Raw genomic sequence first — 18,645 nt, forward strand, 5'->3', positions numbered from 1 at the left:
TCCGAAATAATTACCGGAGTTGCGCACATGCGACAGTGTCCGGATAGAGACAACGGCACAACTTCGGACTATTCGTATTTAACTTAGCCGCACACCGTCATACCATCGCGCGCGAGACCGGCGCCGCGCTTTCCTTGTGCGTCGCCCTCAATCCGTCGCGCCCTTCCCGCCAGCGCGCATCTCACCGGGCAGGACCATGAATCACCTACAAGCCATGCGCGTTTTCCTGAAGGTTGCCGAAGCCGGCTCGTTCGGGCGGGCTGCAGCGGGCCTCGAATTGTCGAATGCAGTCGTCACGCGTTATGTTGCGCTGCTCGAAACCCACCTCAACACGCGCCTGTTGAACCGCACCACGCGCAGTGTCTCGCTGACCGAGGCCGGGCACACCTACGCGCTCGGCTGCAAGGCGGTGCTCGATCAGGTCGACGAGATCGAGGCCGCCATTTCGAGCAGTTCCACCGATCCGTCCGGCACGCTCAGGCTCGTCGCCTCCGCGTCGTTTTCGCTGCATGGACTCACGCCGCTCCTGAGCGCGTATCGCGACAGCTTTCCCAACGTGAAGCTTCGGCTGACGTTGCTGCACCGGCCAGTGGATCTCGTCGACGAAGGCTTCGATGTCGGCATCGTCGTGCCGCGCCTCGTCAACAGCGGCACGCTGATCAATCGCCCGTTGTTCAAGGTGACGCCGGTGGTCGTCGCCGCGCCGGTCTATCTTGCGACGCACGGCACGCCGGCGCGTCCCGCCAGCCTCGCGAAGCACACGTTTCTTGCGCCGTCGTCGGATATTCATGGATCGACGTGGTCGTTCACGGGCCCATCGGGCGTCGATGAAGACGTGTCGCTGGACCCGGCATACACGGTGAACAACTCGCAGATGCTGCGTCAGGCGGCCATGTCCGGAATGGGTATCACCGTGCTGCCCGAAAGCCATGTCGCGCGCGACATCGAAAGCGGCGCGCTGGTGCGTCTTCTGCCGGGCTTCGCGGTGAAGCATGCGGACAAGGAAGTGTCGCTCGTGTATCCGGGGCGCCGGCATGTGTCGGCCAAGACACGCTCGTTCGTCGACTTCACGCTCGCGTACTTCCGCAGCGACGCGGCGCCAACGCAGTTTCAGTCCGTTGTGGCGGGTTGATCGGCGCAAAAAAGCAAACGCGGCCCGGAGGCCGCGTTCAGTCAACACGTCTGTTGGACTATTTCGCTAGGCTATCGCGGCGCACTGTCCCTCGATGCGTTCGAGCAGAATCTCACAGCGGGCAATCAACGCGACGCCATCCTGGCGCACCCGCGCCCGAGTCTTGTCGCGGAGATCACTTCTGAACGCGTCGAGTGCCGCGAGCAGCGGCCGGTATTGCAGGACGCTCGCAGCACCGAACACGCGATGATGCCATTCGCGTAGATGCTCGACCGAGCCGTTGTCAAGCAACGGCTTCAACGCTGCGAGGTCGTCGCGGAATGAGGATACGAACGAATCCAGAAGGGCCTTCACCGTCGACTCGCTGCCCCAAAGCTGAGTCATATACGTCAGGTCGAGGTCGTCATCGGACTTCGGCGCGACCGAAACCACCGGCACCTGCTGCACGTTCGCCTCGACCGGCGGCACCGGGCCGTCCGACACACGCCAGCGGTTCAAGTGATCGCGCAGGGTTGCGAGCCGGGTCGGCTTGATGAGGCAGTCGTCCATGCCCGCCTCGCGACACATCCTGAGTTCTTCCGGCGCGGTGCTCGCGGTGACGCCGAGGATCGGAAGGCGCCTTGCCGTGCCGAGTTCGCTCGCCCGAACACGCCGCGCAAGCTCGTAGCCTGTCATGTTCGGCATATGACAGTCGGTGATCAGGAAGCCGTAGCGCGTGTTCCTGAGCGCGGCGAGCGCCTCCACGCCATCGTGCGCGACATCGCAAGCGAAGCCGAGCAGCGAAAGTTGATGCCGGATCAGTTCCTGATTCACCGGATGATCCTCGGCGACGAGCACGAGCCTGCCGCTCTTCAACGCCCGGTCGCGATCCGGCGCCTGCATGTTCGCCCCGACGCCGCCGGTCGCGCGCGAGACGATCTGCGGCAGCCCGGTCAGCGCGGCCACGCACGCGGCGCCGAGACCGCGCCAGGAGATCGGATTCACGCTCACGCGGATGTCGTCGTCGAGAATGCGATAGCCCGTTGGCTTCGGCTTTTCCGTGACGTGGATGACGCGCGATTTCACCGGCAGGGAATCCTTATGCGCGTCGCTCAGGAACACGAGGTCGACGCCGTCGAACGTCTGCGCACGCTTTAATGCTTCGTCGCGGGCTGGCAGCACGCGCAGCACGAGACCGAGCGCCCGTCCATAGTCGACCAGCGCGCGAGCGACGCGCATGTCGTCGAGCGCGATGATGCCGTTCTTGCCGCGCAAGCCGTCGATCTGGTATTGCGCCGTATCGACCGGCATCGCAAGCCGCACGGTCATCCGCGTGCCGACGCCGACTTCACTTTGCAGATGAAGCGTGCCGCCCATCAGTTCGACGAGCTTGTGGCAGATCGTCAGGCCGAGGCCGGTTCCTCCGAAGCGTCGGGTGGTCGAAGTCTCCGCCTGCACGAACGGCTCGAAGAGACTTGCCTGCGCTTCTGCGGCAATGCCGATGCCTGTATCTTCCACGCACAGTTCGATCACCTGCCCGCCGTTACCATCCTCGGCCATCTGCACGGAGATCGCGACCTCCCCTTTCATCGTGAACTTGATCGCGTTGCTCATCAGGTTGAACAGCACCTGCCGCAAGCGGACGCTGTCGCCTCGCACGCTCGCGGCCACCTCGGGCGCGACGTCGACGCGCACCCTCAAGCCCTTTTCGTGCGCACGGCTCGCGAGCAAGCCGACGGCGTTGTCGACGAGCTCGCGCAGGTCGATTGGCATCGACTCGATGTTCAGTCGCCCGGCCTCGATCTTCGAATAGTCGAGCAGGTCGTCGAGAATCTGCAGCAGCGCGCTCGCCGAATCCTGGATCATGCCAAGCATCTGCGCCTGGTCCCGGTTGAGCGGCGTGTTCTCGAACACTTCGACAAGCCCCAGCACGCCGTTCATCGGCGTACGTATTTCGTGGCTCATCATGGCGAGAAAGTCGTCCTTGGCCCGCGACGCGGCCTCCGCGATATCGCGTGCCCGTGCAAGCTCGTCGGCCCGCGCGCGCTCGACGCTCGCATCGACCCAATAGCCACTCCACACGACGGCGCCGTCATCCTCCCGGCGCGCCGCCAGAACCGCACGCACCCAGCGGTTGCCGTCGTCCACGGTCGAGCGGAATTCGGCGTGGACCGGGTCCAGCGTCGACGCCGAGCGTTCGATCACTTCGCGAAGCGTGCCCTTGTCCTCGTGATGAATCTGCGACAGGCACGCCAGTTGATCCTCGCCGAGCGCCGAAAGGTCGACGCCGAACAGCGGCCGCGTATCGCCGCCGATGTACGGAAAGCTGTAGGTGCCGTCGGACGTGCGACGCAACTGAAACACGACGGCGGGCAGCGAGCGCGTCACGTCGTGCAGACGGCGCTCGTTTTCGCGCGCGCGCATTTCCGCGTCGCGAATGTCGGTGATGTCGATCATCGTGCCGACGATGCCCGCCATCGCGCCATCGGCAGCCGTGAACGTGCCGGTCCAGAAGAGTCCATGACGGGACTGACCGTGGCGATCGCAAAACTCCAGTTCGACTTGCTGGCGTGTCTCGCTCGCAATGCTCAGGGCCGCGAGTTCATGCATCTGCTTGCTGTGATCCGCGCCCCACGGCATGACTTCGAGTGCCGTGCGCCCGATGATTTGATCGCGCCGCACCCCCAGCGCCTCCTCGAACGCGCGATTGACCGCGATATACCGATTGTCGAGGTCCTTCGCGACGAGCGGATACGGCACCACCTCCATCATCGTGCGTTGAAAGCTCAGTTGCGTGGCGAGACGCTCCTCGGTTTCGATGCGCCGGCTCATCTCGCGCTGCAGGAGCAAGAACGCGCGCAGCGTGATGGCCAGCACCACGCCGATTGCGATCAGCGCGGGCAAAAGGCGCAGCGCATTGACGCTCCAGCCGCGTTGCGGCTCGGCGAGCGCCACCTGCCGGGCGATGTTGATCTTCTGCTTCTCGGCCTCGGGCATCGCCTTCAAGGCGCGGTCGACGAGCGTCACCAGTGCGGCTGATTCGGGGCGCAATGCAAATCCGATGCTTTCCGACTTGCCCGCCGGCCCGAGTATTTTGAGTTGATCGCCGTAACGCGAGGACAGGGCCAGATCCACGGCCGCGAGATCACCCACCGCGGCATCGGCTTCGCCGTTCGCGACACGATCGAGCGCCGCGTCCAGATTCCGCACGAAGACGAACTTTGCTCGCGGCGCGAGGTTCGCGAGTTCGCCGTCGGTGGCGAGTCGTTCGCTCGCTGCGATCCGCTGCAGCGGCAAATCGTCGAGGTTTTTCACGGCAGCCTGCCCGTGCCGCCCGACAATGACAAGCGGATAGCGGTCGTGCGCCTGGGTTGGAATGCCGCCGTAAAGTCTGGCGGGATTACGCTCGGCGGTGAGGATCATGTCGACATCGCCGCGAGCGAACGCGCGCTCGACGGCAGCCGGATCCGCATATCCGCGACGGTCGAAGGTCACGCCCAGCGTCTTCGACAGGTACGCGAGATAAGCCACTCCGATTCCGCTCGCGTGGCCATTCGAATCGACGTAGCTGAACGGCGCCCAGGCGGCATCAAAGCCGACGGTGACGGGCGGCAATGACCCAAGATAGTGCCGCTCCTGAGCGCTCATGACGAACGGACGAGTTGGACCGAAAGCCGGATGGACTTTCTCGTTCGATTCAGAGCGAATACTGCGCAACCGATCCGAATCGAGCTTGAGCAGGCGTTCGTTCAGGTCGTTGCGCAACGACTCGCGTCCGGCGGGAACAGCGAAGCGCGACTCGTTCAGTTCACCGTTGTCGGTTCGTATGACGCCGAGCGTGCTGAATTCCAAAGCGTCGAGCAAGCGACTCGCGCCCGGCGCGAGTCCGAGATAGACGTCGGCTGTGCGCTGAGCAACGGCCTGAAGCGCCTGCCGGCCGTCACGATAGGCGCGAATCTTTGCATCGGGAAACCGTTCACGGATCAGCCGCTCCAGCGCGTAGCCCTCTTCGATCGCCACGACTGCTTGCCGCATGCCGCCACGCGAAATCGTCGAGAAATCGGCAGTTCGCGCAATCAGGATCGCCTGGTCGTAGGAATACGGGACGGTGAAAGTCAGGCAGCCAGCGCGGTCCGCGGCACGCGACACGTTCGCCAGAATATCGACGTCGCCCGCGCACGCCGCGTCGATCATCTCGGCCATCGAGGAATAAGCGCGCGCGTCGAACCGGACATTCGGCCCGGTGAGTTCGCGCAATACGTCGATGCTCATGCCGGACGGCGCGCCGCGCGCGATCGTTGCGGACGGATCCGCCGCGGCGGCGAGCACGCCGACCGTGAGGACCGCGTAGTCCTTCAGCGGGCGGGCGGCATTGACCGCGCGGCTCGGGTCGGCATGCGCAAAGAGACTCGCCGGGAGCAGGATCGACAGAAGCAGAAGCCGGGTCCAGAGACGCGTTAGCCGTGACGTGGAGAAGAGCTGATTCAAGGTTGGCATGGCCTCCGATACCATCGATGCGCGCTATCGCAGCGGCGAGTCGTTGAGTGTCCTTTCGGCGGTGCTCGAGCCGGAACTCGCATCGCCGCCAAAGAGCACCGGATAGGACAGACCGGCAAGCACGCCGCCGGCGAGGGGCGCTGCCCAGAAAAGCCACAACTCATCGAGCGCCCATCCACCGGCGATAAGTGCCGGCCCCGTGGATCGCGCCGGATTCACCGACGCACCGGTTATCGGGATCGTCACCGCGTAAATCAAAGCCAGTGTCAACCCGACGATCAATGGACCGGCCAGGCGAAATGGCCGGCTTCGCGCCATCGTGAGATTCGCCAGGACAAAAATGAAACTCATCACCGCTTCGGCAAGAAACGCCGCGTGCAGCGGATAGTTACCGGGCGAATGGCTTTCGTATCCATTGACGCCGAAACCGGAGCCGTAGACGTCAAAGCCGGACCGCGCGCCAGCGAAGACATAGAGCAAGGCGGCGCCTGCGATCGCGCCTGTCACCTGCGCCAGGATGTAGGGCACGAGATCGCGAACGGGGAAGCGATTCGCGATGGCGAAGCCGACTGTGACAGCGGGATTGAAATGAGCGCCGGAGATTGGACGGAAGATGTAATTGGCAACGGTGACGGCGAGGCCGAACACGAGCGCCTGCCCGAGCACACCGGGTTCGGCCGCCCAATACCCCGCAGCCGACACGCTGCATCCGCATCCCATGAGAACGAGCCAGAAGGTTCCCGCGCATTCGGCAGTCAATCTTCTAATCACGTTGCTCCTTGCTTCATGGATGAGGGCAGTGCCACTGTGGATGCCGAAGGCGTTGGTGCAGACATCAGATACGCGGAAAATGCAAGTCTGACGCGTATGATCCACACCTGAAATCAGAAGAGTCCGAGATAGGTCTGAGTCTTGACGCAGGACATCCCGAAGAGCAGCGTTTCATGCCAGTCCGATCTGCTGCAAATAGGCGATCAGTTCGAGCTCGGAGCGGAGGCCCAGCTTGCGCATCGCACAACGCCGCTGTGTGGCGACGGTCTTGCTACTGCGCCCGAATTCGCGCGCAATCTCCGGTATGGTCATTCCGCTCGCATACAGTCGAAAGACGTCCCACTCGCGGGCACTCAGCGTGCCCGCGCCGGCGGAGGCCCCGTCTTGAACGGCGGACAAGACTTCCCACGCGTGCGGCGACGCGAAACGCCTGCCGCCGGTGATCGCAGTAATCGCTTCGGTCAGCGACTGCGCCGTATCCCGCTTATCGACGACTCCATCCACGCCCAGATGAAACAAGCCCGCGACCATTTGCGGATGCGCGATCATCGTCACTGCGACGATGTAAGGCCGCGGCACCTGCCTCACCAGGCGCTTGAGAAATGCGATGGAATTGCTCTCGCCATTCACGCCTTGCATGCCGATATCCGAGAGCACGAAATCACAGGGAATATCTGCGATTTGCGTCGCAAGGGAATTCGCGTCGCTTGCAGTGGCGACAACGTCGATTCGACGGTCCTGTCGCAGGCATGCGCAGATTCCCTCGCGGACTATCGGATGATCATCCGCAACGATGACTCTGATTTTTGTATCCATCGTTCTTTTTGATTTTTTCGCCGGGGCGGCGGTCTCGTTTCGGAGATCCTTGGTTATGCCCGGGCGTAGATCGAACGAATCGACGTATCACGCCCGGCGCGGCTGAACCAACCCGCTGTCGAACGCGAATCGATACAGTTCTGCATCCGTCGATAAATCGAGCTTGCGCATGGCCGCACATTTCTGCGCGCTGATCGTCTTCACGCTGCGACCTAGTTCCTTCGCGATTTCCGTCACATTGCCGCCCTGCGCATAGCGCGCGATGACATCGAGTTCGCGCCGCGTCAGCTTCTTGCGGATCAGGTCGACGCGGTTCGCGACGTTGGCATCGGCGAGAAGCGCGCGCACCGACGGCCCGAGATAGTCCTCCTGCGCGAGCACCGTAACGATGGCCACATAAATCAGCTCAAGCCGGTCCTGCTTGCTGACGACCGCATTGGCGCCCGCTTCAAGCGCCTGCGCGATCAAGTCCGCGTCCGTCATCATCGACAAAACAACGATCGCCGCCTTTGGATGCCTGCCCGCGATGTGCTTGATCAGGTCGATGCCGTCACCGTGCTTTCCGCCGGGCATGAAAAAATCCATGATCACGACATCGCATTCGACTTTCGCGAGCGCCTCGCCCAATTCAGTTGAATCCTGTGCCCGGCACACGATCTCGATGTTCGCAATATTCGCGATCAGCTTCTCGATAGCGAGAATGACCAGTGGATGATCGTCGGCTACCGCCAGGCGAATCTTTTTAGTGAAAGCATGCATTGACCCGCTCCTTTTTCCGGGCGTTTCTCTGGATTTCCTTAGTAATCCATAGCAACAGAAGGCTTGAACGCCGTTGGAAATAACGCACGCAAGCATCAGTCATCGGCGCATTCTTCAATATAAGATGCGTCCTAAAATCGGTAATATTTTCCATTCGAGGTCAGGTCAAGCCGTGCGCACGCGCGAACGCGAACAAACCGGGGTCGTTTCGCACTCCGAGCTTGCTCATCGCGTCGCGCTTCTGACGACTGATCGTTCTCACGTCGCGGTCAAGCGAGCGCGCGATCTCGGTGATCGACATGCCGCTCGCGAACATGCGCACGACCTCGATTTCGCGCGGCGAAAGACGCGGCCCGTCTGCGAGTGCATCGGTCTCCGCGCCTGCGACCGCCAGTGCGGCGACGATCGACGTGCTGAGATACCGGCGCCCGACGCCCGCGAATCGCACGGCCGCCGCCAATTCTTCCATTGACTCGACCTTGTTCAACAGACTCATTGCGCCGGCGTTCAGGATGGAACGCAGGATCGCCACGTTGCTCATGCTCGTGAGCACGACGATTCGAATGTGCGGCCAGTCGCGGCACACGCGCCGGATCAGGCGCAGCCCGTCCTCGGACTGCGAGCCTTGCTCCGGCATCGCGAAATCCGTGACCAGTACATCGCAATGGGTCGTTTCGAGCAGGGCCACCAGCGCGCTCGCATTGACTGCCTCGCCCACTATTTCCAGGCTCTCATCCGCGCTGAACGTCGCCCGTATGCCCAATAACACAAAAGGGTGATCGTCAGCCAAAACGACACGCAATTTCAAAGCGGCCCTCCGAATTTTTTATTTTGTTTATGCTTGAATCTGAATTCCAGCCGATATTCCGTGCTTATTTGCGTCTTTAACTGCTTCATCAGTACCGCCAAAAAATACTGCTTAAGTCATTCGGGATACTGATAAACCGATATTTCAAATGAAACCGTCTGTCGCTTATTTTCAGGAGCGTAGACGGTGGAAAATACATTCTCCATACGATTTGTCCTATTTCCCTTTGATATTCTCCGGCAGGTCTAGCCGGAAAGGCGCCAATATAGGTGGCGCCAGAGGCGCGCCCTATAGGCAAATGACTATTCGGCTTGCGTAGCCGCGATCTTGGAAAATCGGAGACGAAACTGGCAATAAATGTCAAAAATTCATTTTTGTTTTAGCGTAGCTTTGAAACTAGCAATGAAGACTGATTCTCAAAGAATTCTCAAATTCATGAGAATGAAAATTAGGAAAGCGCAAAAGCCCGTCAAGTCCCGATCAAAAAAAAGCCCGCGACAGATACGTCGCGGGCTTCTTTTAAATAATCGTAAAGCTTTAGAACGGAATATCGTCATCCATCTCGTCGAAGCCGCCGCCGGCCGGCGCGCTCGGGCGTGTCGATCCGCCTCCCGCACCGCCGCCCCCTGCGCTGCGGCCACCCGCCGGTGCGCGTGCTGCGCCGCTGCGCTCCGCGGGCGCGCTACGGCTATATCCACCCTCCTCTCCGCCACCGCCGCCGCCCGCACCGCTGCGGCCGCCGAGCATCTGCATCTGGTCGGCGACGATCTCCGTCGAATACTTTTCCTGTCCCGACTGATCCGTCCACTTGCGCGTACGGATACGGCCCTCGATATACACCGACGATCCCTTCTTCAAATACTCGTTCACGATCTCCGCAAGCCGCCCGAAGAACGACACGCGATGCCACTCCGTGAGTTCCTTCATTTCGCCGGACGTTTTGTCCTTGTAGCGATCGGTCGTCGCGAGACGGATGTTGGCCACGGCGTCGCCGCTCGGCAGGTAGCGGGTTTCCGGGTCGGCGCCCAGGTTTCCGACGAGAATGACCTTGTTGACGGATGCCATGATTTCTCCTGTTGATTCGATGCTTTACTGCCGAAACGCGACGCAATGTCCGGAAAACCCTCGTCGCCGCGCCCCGGACTGAATCCGATTGACTGAAATTGCGCTCAAGCCGTGCGCTGGACCTTGCGTGGCGGCGCCTTCATGTTCGCGGCCACGACGAGCCACGCGAACACCAGCGCGGAACACGCGAAGAACACCGCGCTCTGGCCATCCACTTTCAGCAGCCAGCCGCCGATCACGCCACCCAGCGCGAGCCCGATCGACTGTGTCGTGTTGTACACGCCGGCTGCCGCGCCCTTGCGCGTGCCGGGGGCCAGTTTCGACACGAGCGAAGGCTGCGATGCCTCGAGCACGTTGAAGCCAAGAAAGTACACGAACAGAATTGCTGCCACCGACCATAGCGTATGAGGAGCGACGCCCAATAACAACTGGCCGATCAGGATAAGCCCGATTGCACTCAGCATGACGCTCTTCATTTTTCCACGTTTTTCGGCGGCGATGATCGCGGGCACCATCATCACGAACGCGAGCCCCATCACGGGCAGGTAAATCTTCCAGTGCGCGGCAACCGGCAGGCCACCCGCCTCGAGAATGCGCGGCACGACGAGAAAGAGCGCGGTCTGCGTGGCATGCAGGACGAGAACGCCGAAATTCAGTCGCAGCAACTCGACGTTGTGCAACACCTCGGCGAACGGCGCCTTCACGTGCACGGGCGGTGTCGGCGCATCGGGCACTACCCACAGCACCACGCCGACCGCAAATATCGACAGAAAGCCGATCACGGTGAAGAGCCCGCTCATGCCGACCCACTGGAACACGATCGGCGCGCCCACGATCGCCACCGCGAACGACACGCCGATGCTGGCGCCCACCATCGCCATCGCCTTGGTGCGGTTTTCCTCGGACGTGAGATCGGCGATGAACGCGATCACCGCCGACGATACCGCGCCCATTCCCTGGATCACGCGCCCGACGATGATCCACGTCATCGAGTGTCCGACGGCCGCGACGAAGCTGCCGATCGCGAACACGATCAGGCCGAACGCGATGACGGGCTTGCGGCCGAGCTTGTCGGAGATCCAGCCGTAGAAGATGTACAGCATCGACTGCGTGACGCCATACGCGCCGAGCGCGATGCCGACGAGCAGGACGTTGTCGCCGCCGGGCAGCGTTTTCGCGTAGATCGAAAACACCGGCATGATCATGAAGAGGCCGAGCATCCGCAACGCGAAGATCGCGGCGAGCGACACGGTCGCGCGCAATTCGGGCGCACTCAGACGTGAAGACGTGGCAGACGGATTGGACATCAGAAACGGGAAATGTTTGAGCTACCTGTTGACCCGGGCGCAAAACGTAACGTAAGCAACGTCATGAAGCCGGGCGCGGCCGCCTTGTGATGACTCGAAACGGCACTATATGGGACGCACTGCACTGGCGCGCCACTCGTCGATTCGCGCCGCGCCAGAGCCTTTGCGGCGCTTCGCCGACGCTGAAGGGCACGGGTACGGCGCCCTTTAAAAGTCGTTATAGTAGCAGGTTTAGCCCCCTCACTTTCCGCCCGGTTCATGGAAGAAATCCGTATTCGTGGGGCTCGCACCCACAACCTCAAGAACGTCAGTCTCGACCTCCCGCGGCACAAGCTGATCGTGATTACGGGCCTGTCCGGGTCGGGCAAGTCGTCGCTGGCGTTCGACACGCTGTATGCGGAAGGCCAGCGCCGCTATGTCGAAAGTCTGTCGGCCTATGCCCGGCAATTCCTGCAACTGATGGAGAAGCCGGACGTCGATCTGATCGAGGGCCTGTCGCCCGCCATTTCGATCGAGCAAAAAGCGACTTCGCACAATCCGCGCTCCACGGTTGGCACCGTCACCGAGATTCACGACTACCTGCGCCTGCTCTTTGCGCGCGTCGGCACGCCGTATTGCCCGGATCACCACATCCCGCTCGAAGCGCAAAGCGTCTCGCAGATGGTCGATGCCGCGCTGGCCTTGCCCGAGGAAACGAAGCTGATGATCCTCGCGCCGGTCGTGGCCGACCGGAAAGGCGAGCACGTCGAGCTCTTCGAGGGAATGCAGGCGCAGGGCTTCATCCGCTTTCGGATTCGCTCGGGCGGCGGCACGGCGAACGAAGGCGTCGCGAAGATCTACGAGGTCGATACGCTGCCGAAGCTGAAGAAGAACGACAAGCACACGATCGATGTCGTCATCGACAGGCTGAAAGTGCGCCCGGACATGAAGCAGCGCCTCGCGGAATCGTTCGAAACCGCGCTGCGTCTCGCCGACGGCCGCGCCATCGCGCTCGAAATGGATACCGACCGCGAGAAGCTCTTCAGCTCGAAGTTCGCGTGCCCGGTCTGCTCGTATTCGCTGCAGGAACTGGAGCCGCGCCTCTTCTCGTTCAACAACCCGATGGGCGCGTGCCCGGAATGCGACGGCCTCGGCCAGATCACGTTCTTCGATCCGAAGCGGGTTGTCGCGCATCCGTCGCTTTCGCTCGCGGCGGGCGCCGTGAAGGGCTGGGACCGGCGCAACCAGTTCTACTTCCAGATGCTGCAGAGCCTCGCGGCGTTCTACGAGTTCGACATCGAACAGGCATTCGAGGACATGCCGGAGAAGGTCCGCAAGATCCTGCTGTTCGGTTCGGGCAAGCAACTGATTCCGTTCTCGTACATCAACGAGCGCGGCCGGACGTCGATACGCGAGCACGCATTCGAAGGGATCATCCCGAATCTGGAGCGGCGCTATCGCGAGACCGATTCGACCGCCGTGCGCGAGGAACTCGCCAAGTATCAGAACAACCAACCCTGCCCGGCGTGCGAAGGCACGCGCCTGCGGCGCGAGGCGCGCAACGTAAAAGTCGGCTCGGGCGACGACGCGCGCGGCATCTTCGAAGTGAGCGGCTGGCCGCTGCGTGACACGCTCGGCTACTTCCAGACGCTGCGTCTCGAAGGCGCGAAGCGCGAGATCGCCGACAAGGTGGTGAAGGAAATCGTCGCGCGGCTGTCGTTCCTGAATAACGTCGGGCTGGACTACCTGTCGCTCGAACGCAGCGCGGAAACGCTGTCCGGCGGCGAAGCGCAGCGCATCCGGCTCGCGTCGCAGATCGGCTCCGGCCTCACCGGCGTGATGTACGTGCTCGACGAGCCGTCGATCGGCCTGCACCAGCGCGACAACGATCGCCTGATCGGCACGCTCAAGCATCTGCGCGACATCGGCAATTCGGTGATCGTCGTCGAGCACGACGAGGACATGATCCGCATGGCGGATTACGTGGTCGACATGGGGCCGGGCGCGGGCGAGCACGGCGGCGTGATCGTCGCGCAAGGCACGCCGATGCAGGTGCAGAACGATCCGAACTCGATGACCGGCCAGTACCTCGCCGGCAAGCGCAGGATCAGCTATCCCGCCGATCGCACCGCGCCCGACGAGCGCTTTCTGCGCATCATCGAGGCCTACGGCAACAATCTGAAGAACGTCTCGCTCGACTTGCCGGTCGGCCTCCTGACCTGCGTGACGGGCGTTTCCGGCTCCGGCAAGTCGACGCTCATCAACGACACGCTCTACCACGCGGTCGCACAACATCTATATGGCTCGGCGACCGAGCCGGCGCCGTACGAATCGATCGAAGGGCTGGAGCATTTCGACAAGGTGATCGCCGTCGATCAATCGCCGATCGGCCGCACACCGCGCTCGAATCCGGCCACCTACACGGGCCTCTTCACGCCGATCCGCGAACTTTTCGCGGGCGTGCCGGGCTCGAAGGAACGCGGTTACGATCCCGGCCGCTTCTCGTTCAACGTCAAGGGCGGACGCTGCGAGGCCTGCCAGGGCGATGGCGTGCTGAAGGTGGAAATGCACTTCCTGCCCGACGTCTACGTTCCGTGCGACGTCTGCCACGGCAAGCGCTACAACCGCGAGACGCTCGACATCCAGTACAAGGGCAAGAACATCAGCGAAGTGCTCGACCTGACCGTCGAGGCGGCGCACGAGTTCTTCAAGCCCGTGCCGGTCGTCGCGCGCAAGCTGAAAACGTTGCTGGACGTGGGTCTCGGCTATATTCGCCTTGGCCAGTCGGCGACCACGCTCTCGGGCGGCGAGGCGCAGCGCGTCAAGCTTTCGCTGGAACTGAGCAAGCGCGATACCGGTCGGACGCTATACATCCTCGACGAACCGACCACCGGCCTGCACTTCCACGACATCTCGCTTTTGCTCGAAGTGATCCATCGGCTGCGCGATCAAGGTAATACTGTCGTAATCATCGAGCATAATCTCGACGTGATCAAAACCGCCGACTGGGTCATCGACCTCGGTCCGGAAGGCGGAGCCGGCGGCGGGCAGATCATCGCCCAGGGCACGCCGGAGCAGGTCGCGAAGTCAAAGGCGAGCTTCACCGGCAGGTATCTGGCACCGCTCTTGCAACGGCCCAAGTCGGCGGCCTGAGTCACGCTGCCGCCCCGGGGGGCGAAGCTGGCCGCGAGGCACATGAACAAACCAGGACAATGAGCCGCGCCCCCGGGCTGCGGCGGTGATGAACACGGTTGGCGTCAGGAGACGGGAAGCGGTCATGGCAAAGCGCAACGAAGCGACCGAGGAGCGGCGAGTCCGGGACCTGCCCGCGCGGCCGGTCAGGCTGACGAGCGACATGAGCTTGCCGAACCTGTCGGCGGTGGAGATCGGCAGCTATCTCGCGGCGTTCCTCGCCATGTTCCTCGTGCTCGAACTGAAGCTGCTCGGCGGTCTTCTGGCGGGCATGCTCGTGTACCAGCTCGTGCACATGATCGCGCCGTTCATCGAAAAGCGGATGACGAGCGGGCGCGCGCGGCTGGTGGCGGTCGTGCTGCTGTCGGCCGTGATTATCGGGGGCCTGACCGGCGCGACGATCGCCACCATCGAGCATTTCGAGAACGACGTGCCGAGTGTGCAAAAGCTCCTCGACCAGTTAATGACGATCACCTCGCACGCGCGCCTGCGCGTGCCGGGCTGGGTGGCGAACTATCTGCCGGTCGACGCCGGGCAAATGAAGGACAAGGCGACCGAACTGATGCACAAGCACGCCGAGCAGCTCCAGCAGGGCGGCAAGGAAATGGCGCGCGGCTTCGGGCATATTCTGATCGGCATGATCATCGGCGCGATCATCGCGGTGGGCGCGCCCAAGCATGCGCCTCGCCTGCCGCTTTCCACGGCGCTCGTCACCCGCGTTACGCGCTTTTCCGACGCTTTCCGGCGCATCGTCTTCGCGCAGTTCAAGATTTCCGCGATCAACGCCGTGTTCACCGCGATCTATCTGCTGATCGCGCTGCCGATCTTTCACGAGCGTTTGCCGCTATCGAAGACGCTCGTCCTGGTGACGTTCATCGTCGGCTTGCTGCCGGTGATCGGGAACCTGATTTCGAACACGATCATCGTGGCGATTTCGCTGTCGGTGTCGATCGGGACGGCGATCGCCTCGCTCGCGTTCCTGATCCTGATTCACAAGCTCGAATATTTCCTGAATGCGCGGATCATCGGCGGGCAGATCGAGGCGCGCGCGTGGGAACTGTTGCTCGCGATGCTCGCGATGGAAGCGGCGTTTGGCTTGCCGGGCGTGATCGCCGCACCGATTTTCTATGCGTATATCAAGCGCGAGCTGATCTATCTGCGGCTGGTTTGAACGCCGCCACACATGAAAAAGGCCGCCCTGACGAGGCGGCCTTTGCATTTGCGCCCGGCGACTTAACGAAACACCACCGTCTTGCTGCCATTCAGCACGATCCGGTGCTCGACATGCCACTTCACCGCACGCGCGAGCGTTACGCATTCCACGTCGCGGCCGATCGCGGTCAGTTGATCCGGCGTCATGCTGTGATCGACGCGCTCCACTTCCTGCTCGATGATCGGGCCTTCGTCGAGGTCGGTCGTCACGTAATGCGCGGTCGCGCCGATCAGCTTCACGCCGCGATCGAACGCCTGGTAATACGGCTTTGCGCCCTTGAAGCTCGGCAGGAACGAATGGTGAATGTTGATCGCACGGCCGGCGAGCTTCTCGCACATTTGCGGCGACAGGATCTGCATGTAGCGCGCGAGCACGACGAGATCGACATCATGCTGCTCGACGATCTCCAGCACGCGCGCTTCCTGCGCGGCCTTGGCCTGCGGCGTCGACGACGTCAGCGGCAGGTGATGGAACGGAATGTCGTAGCTCGCGGCAAGCTGGTAGAAATCCTTGTGATTCGAGACGATGGCCGGAATCTCGATCTGCAACTGCCCGGTGCGGTAGCGGAACAGCAGGTCGTTCAGGCAGTGCCCGATCTTCGACACCATGATCACGACGCGCGGCTTCACCGACGCGTCATGCAATTCCCAGCGCATGCCGAACTCGTCGGCGAGTTCGGTGAACGACGCGCGCAGCGCCTCCAGCCCCGGATCGCCGCCGACCTGCTGGAAATGCACGCGCATGAAGAATTCGCCGGTGTGGCTGTCGCCGAACTGGGCCGAATCGAGGATATTGCCGCCGAGGTTGAACAGGAAGCCCGACACCGCATGCACGATGCCGGGCCGGTCCGGGCACGACAACTTCAGAATGAAACTATGTTCGGTCGACATGAACCGGTAACTCCTTGGCGTGATGTTCAAAGCGCGGGCGCGGTATAGATCGACGCGATACCTTCGCAGGCGTCCTCGTCGATCCAGCGGCGCCGCAGCAGGCAATCGAGCGTGGCGAGACTCGCGTCGACGGTGAGCGCGCCCTCCTCGATCCACCGCGCGACTTCATCGATGCGCGCGAGACGGTGCTCGCCGACTTCGCCGTCCTGGTTGCGCGGCGCGAAATCGGCGGGCAGCGTGACATCGAAGACGAAGATCTGCTCCGCCTGCGTGCCTTCGGGAAGCGTCTGCAGCACGTGGAACGTGCCGCCGCGCACGGCTCGCGCGGCCAGGTCGGGCGTCATGCCGGCTTCTTCCCAGCATTCCTTGGCAAGCGTCGCCTCGATGCCCGTTCCCCAGCCGATGCCGCCCGCCACCACGTTGTCGAGCATGCCGGGATCGGTCGCCTTGGTGTCGCTGCGGCGGGCGATCCACAACTGCGGCGCGCGATCGTCATATTCTACGATGCCGTTCAGATGCACCGCGTAGGTCATCGTGCCGAAGAAACGCGAGGCGGCGCGCTCGATGAACGCGAGCGGCGCGGCGTCGAAATCGTTGCGGATCGCGTAGGTTTCGTCGCGCCAGCCGGGGATGCGGCCGTCGGCGGCGAGCATGCCGATGACCGCGCCGAGCGCGGCGCTGCGGGCGTCGACGGTATCGAACGAGCGCGACAGGCGGACCGAGGATGCGTCGGTATCGAAGACGTCCGGCCAGCGCGCGAGCAGCGCGACATCGCCGCGGCGAATCCAGCCGACGCGCTCGTCGCCGATGAAAAACGGCACATGCGCGGCGGGATCAAAGCGGCGGGCAGCGACGATCGAAGGCAGGGACATGGGATCTCCGGCGACGCCGAAGCGGCGTCCGGGCAAAGCCGGGAATTGTAACGCGAGGCTGCGTGCGGCAAGGCAGGACGAGCCGGCAATCAATCCCGCAACGCGACGCGAATCCCCAGCGCGATGAACGTGGCGCCCGCCAGCCGATCGAGCCAGACGCCGACGCGCGGCCGGCGCTTCAGCCACGCCCCGATCATGCCCGCGCAGAGGCCGAACATCGAAAACACGACAACCGTCTGCAGCATGAACACGGCGCCGAGTTCGAACATCTGCAGCATCACGCTCTGGCCGCCGTGCGGATTCACGAACTGCGGCAGGAACACGATGAAGAACAGCGTGACCTTCGGATTCAGGAGGTTGCCGATCACGCTTTGCCGGAACACGGTCGAGAGCGGCTGGCTCGGGCGCTCGTGCGCGGTGGCGAGCCCCCGGCTCGTCAGTGCCTTGATGCCGATCCACACGAGATAGGCAGCCCCCGCGAGCTTCACCGCTTCGAACGCCATCGGCGACGAACGCAGCAGCGCAGCGACACCGAGCGCGGCGAGCGTCGTATGAAAACTCACGCCGGCGGCGAACCCAAGCGCGGCGACGAGCCCGGCCGCACGGCCTTGCGAGATGCCGCGTGCGAGCACCTGAAGGTTATCGGGACCGGGCGCGACGGTGATCGCGATCGAGGCGGCGAGAAACAGCAGGAAGTTCGGCATGGCGTCTTATCGTTTTAGTGCCCGCGGAATTCGCAGACGGTGTAAAGCGGCAGGCCGCGATCGCGCAGCAGCCTCGAGCCACCGAGATCCGGCAAATCGATGATCGCCGCGCCTTCCACGACCACCGCGCCAAGCCGCTTCAGCAGTTGCGTGCCTGCCATCATCGTGCCGCCGGTCGCGATGAGATCGTCGACGATCACCACGCGCTCGCCCGGCTTCACCGCGTCCTCGTGGATTTCGACCGTCGCGCTCGCATACTCCAGTTCGTACGATTGCGACAGCGTCTTGTAGGGCAGCTTGCCTTTCTTGCGGATCGGCACGAAGCCGAGGCTCAGTTCATACGCGAGAATCGGCCCGATGATGAAGCCGCGCGCATCCAGCCCGGCGATGGTGTCGAGCTTCGCATCGATATAGCGCTGCACGAACAGGTCGATCAGCGTGCGCAGCGCGCGGCGGTCCTGCAGGATCGGCGTGATGTCGCGAAACTGCACGCCCGGCTGCGGCCAGCCGTCGATCGTGCGCACGCGGTCCTTGATGAACTGCGCGGCGTCGGGCGTGATGGTGGATGGAATGCTGGACATGACATCTCCGGGGAAAATTGGCGCTCTGAACGCGCGCCTTCGTGAATTCGTGAATTCGTGAATTCGTGAATTCGTGAATT

General features: G+C 62.8%; 14 protein-coding genes. 3 read left to right on the forward strand and 11 right to left on the reverse strand.

The genetic code is table 11. From position 1 onward, the window contains the following. Positions 1 to 196 precede the first annotated feature (196 nt). Positions 197 to 1,132 carry a LysR family transcriptional regulator gene (locus tag AWB68_RS05585; RefSeq protein ID WP_087643357.1) on the forward strand — a complete coding sequence of 312 codons (936 nt, stop codon included), beginning with the start codon at positions 197 to 199 and terminating at the stop codon, positions 1,130 to 1,132. Positions 1,133 to 1,198: 66 nt separating this feature from the next. Here the strand turns inward: AWB68_RS05585 and AWB68_RS05590 are convergent, their stop codons facing one another. The 7 genes from AWB68_RS05590 to AWB68_RS05620 all read right to left on the reverse strand — a co-directional run bounded on the left by AWB68_RS05590 (position 1,199) and on the right by AWB68_RS05620 (position 11,134). Further along, positions 1,199 to 5,608, reverse strand: a complete 4,410-nt coding sequence (locus AWB68_RS05590) for an ATP-binding protein (protein WP_087643423.1) — start codon at positions 5,606 to 5,608, stop codon at positions 1,199 to 1,201. 24 nt (positions 5,609 to 5,632) lie between these two features. Next, on the reverse strand, positions 5,633 to 6,400 hold the full coding sequence (locus AWB68_RS05595; protein WP_087643424.1) for an MIP family channel protein: 768 nt from the start codon (positions 6,398 to 6,400) through the stop codon (positions 5,633 to 5,635). Positions 6,401 to 6,550: 150 nt separating this feature from the next. Further along, on the reverse strand, positions 6,551 to 7,195 hold the full coding sequence (locus AWB68_RS05600; protein ID WP_087643358.1) for a response regulator: 645 nt from the start codon (positions 7,193 to 7,195) through the stop codon (positions 6,551 to 6,553). 87 nt (positions 7,196 to 7,282) lie between these two features. Then, complete coding sequence (locus AWB68_RS05605; RefSeq protein ID WP_087643359.1) at positions 7,283 to 7,954, reverse strand: response regulator; 672 nt, start codon at positions 7,952 to 7,954, stop codon at positions 7,283 to 7,285. Between the two features lie 160 nt (positions 7,955 to 8,114). Next, positions 8,115 to 8,762 carry a response regulator gene (locus AWB68_RS05610; protein WP_087643360.1) on the reverse strand — a complete coding sequence of 216 codons (648 nt, stop codon included), beginning with the start codon at positions 8,760 to 8,762 and terminating at the stop codon, positions 8,115 to 8,117. Between the two features lie 537 nt (positions 8,763 to 9,299). After that, positions 9,300 to 9,827 carry a single-stranded DNA-binding protein gene (locus AWB68_RS05615; protein WP_087643361.1) on the reverse strand — a complete coding sequence of 176 codons (528 nt, stop codon included), beginning with the start codon at positions 9,825 to 9,827 and terminating at the stop codon, positions 9,300 to 9,302. A 104-nt stretch (positions 9,828 to 9,931) separates the two neighbouring features. Further along, on the reverse strand, positions 9,932 to 11,134 hold the full coding sequence (locus AWB68_RS05620; protein WP_087643362.1) for an MFS transporter: 1,203 nt from the start codon (positions 11,132 to 11,134) through the stop codon (positions 9,932 to 9,934). A 258-nt stretch (positions 11,135 to 11,392) separates the two neighbouring features. Here AWB68_RS05620 and uvrA point away from each other — a divergent pair, with 258 nt between their 5' ends. Beyond that, positions 11,393 to 14,266, forward strand: coding sequence for an excinuclease ABC subunit UvrA (gene uvrA, locus AWB68_RS05625; protein ID WP_087643363.1), 2,874 nt, complete (start codon positions 11,393 to 11,395; stop codon positions 14,264 to 14,266). Positions 14,267 to 14,390: 124 nt separating this feature from the next. Continuing rightward, a complete protein-coding gene (locus AWB68_RS05630) occupies positions 14,391 to 15,476 on the forward strand; it encodes an AI-2E family transporter (RefSeq protein WP_087643364.1) in 1,086 nt (361 codons plus the stop codon). A 62-nt stretch (positions 15,477 to 15,538) separates the two neighbouring features. On the opposite strand, the gene purU is transcribed toward AWB68_RS05630, so the two are convergent. The 4 genes from purU to AWB68_RS05650 all read right to left on the reverse strand — a co-directional run bounded on the left by purU (position 15,539) and on the right by AWB68_RS05650 (position 18,565). After that, positions 15,539 to 16,408: a formyltetrahydrofolate deformylase gene (gene purU / locus AWB68_RS05635; RefSeq protein ID WP_087643365.1), complete on the reverse strand. Its 870-nt coding sequence runs from the start codon at positions 16,406 to 16,408 to the stop codon at positions 15,539 to 15,541. A gap of 26 nt (positions 16,409 to 16,434) precedes the next feature. Continuing rightward, the gene (locus tag AWB68_RS05640) at positions 16,435 to 17,280 is read right to left on the reverse strand and encodes an NUDIX hydrolase (protein ID WP_087643366.1); all 846 of its coding nucleotides are present in this window, start codon (positions 17,278 to 17,280) and stop codon (positions 16,435 to 16,437) included. 89 nt (positions 17,281 to 17,369) lie between these two features. Beyond that, positions 17,370 to 17,984, reverse strand: a complete 615-nt coding sequence (locus tag AWB68_RS05645) for a LysE family translocator (RefSeq protein WP_087643367.1) — start codon at positions 17,982 to 17,984, stop codon at positions 17,370 to 17,372. Between the two features lie 14 nt (positions 17,985 to 17,998). Then, positions 17,999 to 18,565 carry an adenine phosphoribosyltransferase gene (locus AWB68_RS05650; protein WP_087643368.1) on the reverse strand — a complete coding sequence of 189 codons (567 nt, stop codon included), beginning with the start codon at positions 18,563 to 18,565 and terminating at the stop codon, positions 17,999 to 18,001. Positions 18,566 to 18,645: the final 80 nt, after the last annotated feature.

Source organism: Caballeronia choica, from assembly GCF_001544535.1.
Classification (GTDB): domain Bacteria; phylum Pseudomonadota; class Gammaproteobacteria; order Burkholderiales; family Burkholderiaceae; genus Caballeronia; species Caballeronia choica.

Bases quoted from the DNA above. Each gene is read 5' to 3' on its own strand.
- AWB68_RS05630 (WP_087643364.1), top strand. From the start codon at position 14,391: ATGGCAAAGCGCAACGAAGCGACCGAGGAGCGGCGAGTCCGGGACCTG.
- purU (WP_087643365.1), bottom strand. From the start codon at position 16,408: ATGTCGACCGAACATAGTTTCATTCTGAAGTTGTCGTGCCCGGACCGG.
- AWB68_RS05615 (WP_087643361.1), bottom strand. From the start codon at position 9,827: ATGGCATCCGTCAACAAGGTCATTCTCGTCGGAAACCTGGGCGCCGAC.
- AWB68_RS05590 (WP_087643423.1), bottom strand. From the start codon at position 5,608: ATGCCAACCTTGAATCAGCTCTTCTCCACGTCACGGCTAACGCGTCTC.
- AWB68_RS05620 (WP_087643362.1), bottom strand. From the start codon at position 11,134: ATGTCCAATCCGTCTGCCACGTCTTCACGTCTGAGTGCGCCCGAATTG.
- AWB68_RS05645 (WP_087643367.1), bottom strand. From the start codon at position 17,984: ATGCCGAACTTCCTGCTGTTTCTCGCCGCCTCGATCGCGATCACCGTC.
- AWB68_RS05600 (WP_087643358.1), bottom strand. From the start codon at position 7,195: ATGGATACAAAAATCAGAGTCATCGTTGCGGATGATCATCCGATAGTC.
- AWB68_RS05605 (WP_087643359.1), bottom strand. From the start codon at position 7,954: ATGCATGCTTTCACTAAAAAGATTCGCCTGGCGGTAGCCGACGATCAT.
- AWB68_RS05640 (WP_087643366.1), bottom strand. From the start codon at position 17,280: ATGTCCCTGCCTTCGATCGTCGCTGCCCGCCGCTTTGATCCCGCCGCG.
- uvrA (WP_087643363.1), top strand. From the start codon at position 11,393: ATGGAAGAAATCCGTATTCGTGGGGCTCGCACCCACAACCTCAAGAAC.
- AWB68_RS05585 (WP_087643357.1), top strand. From the start codon at position 197: ATGAATCACCTACAAGCCATGCGCGTTTTCCTGAAGGTTGCCGAAGCC.
- AWB68_RS05650 (WP_087643368.1), bottom strand. From the start codon at position 18,565: ATGTCCAGCATTCCATCCACCATCACGCCCGACGCCGCGCAGTTCATC.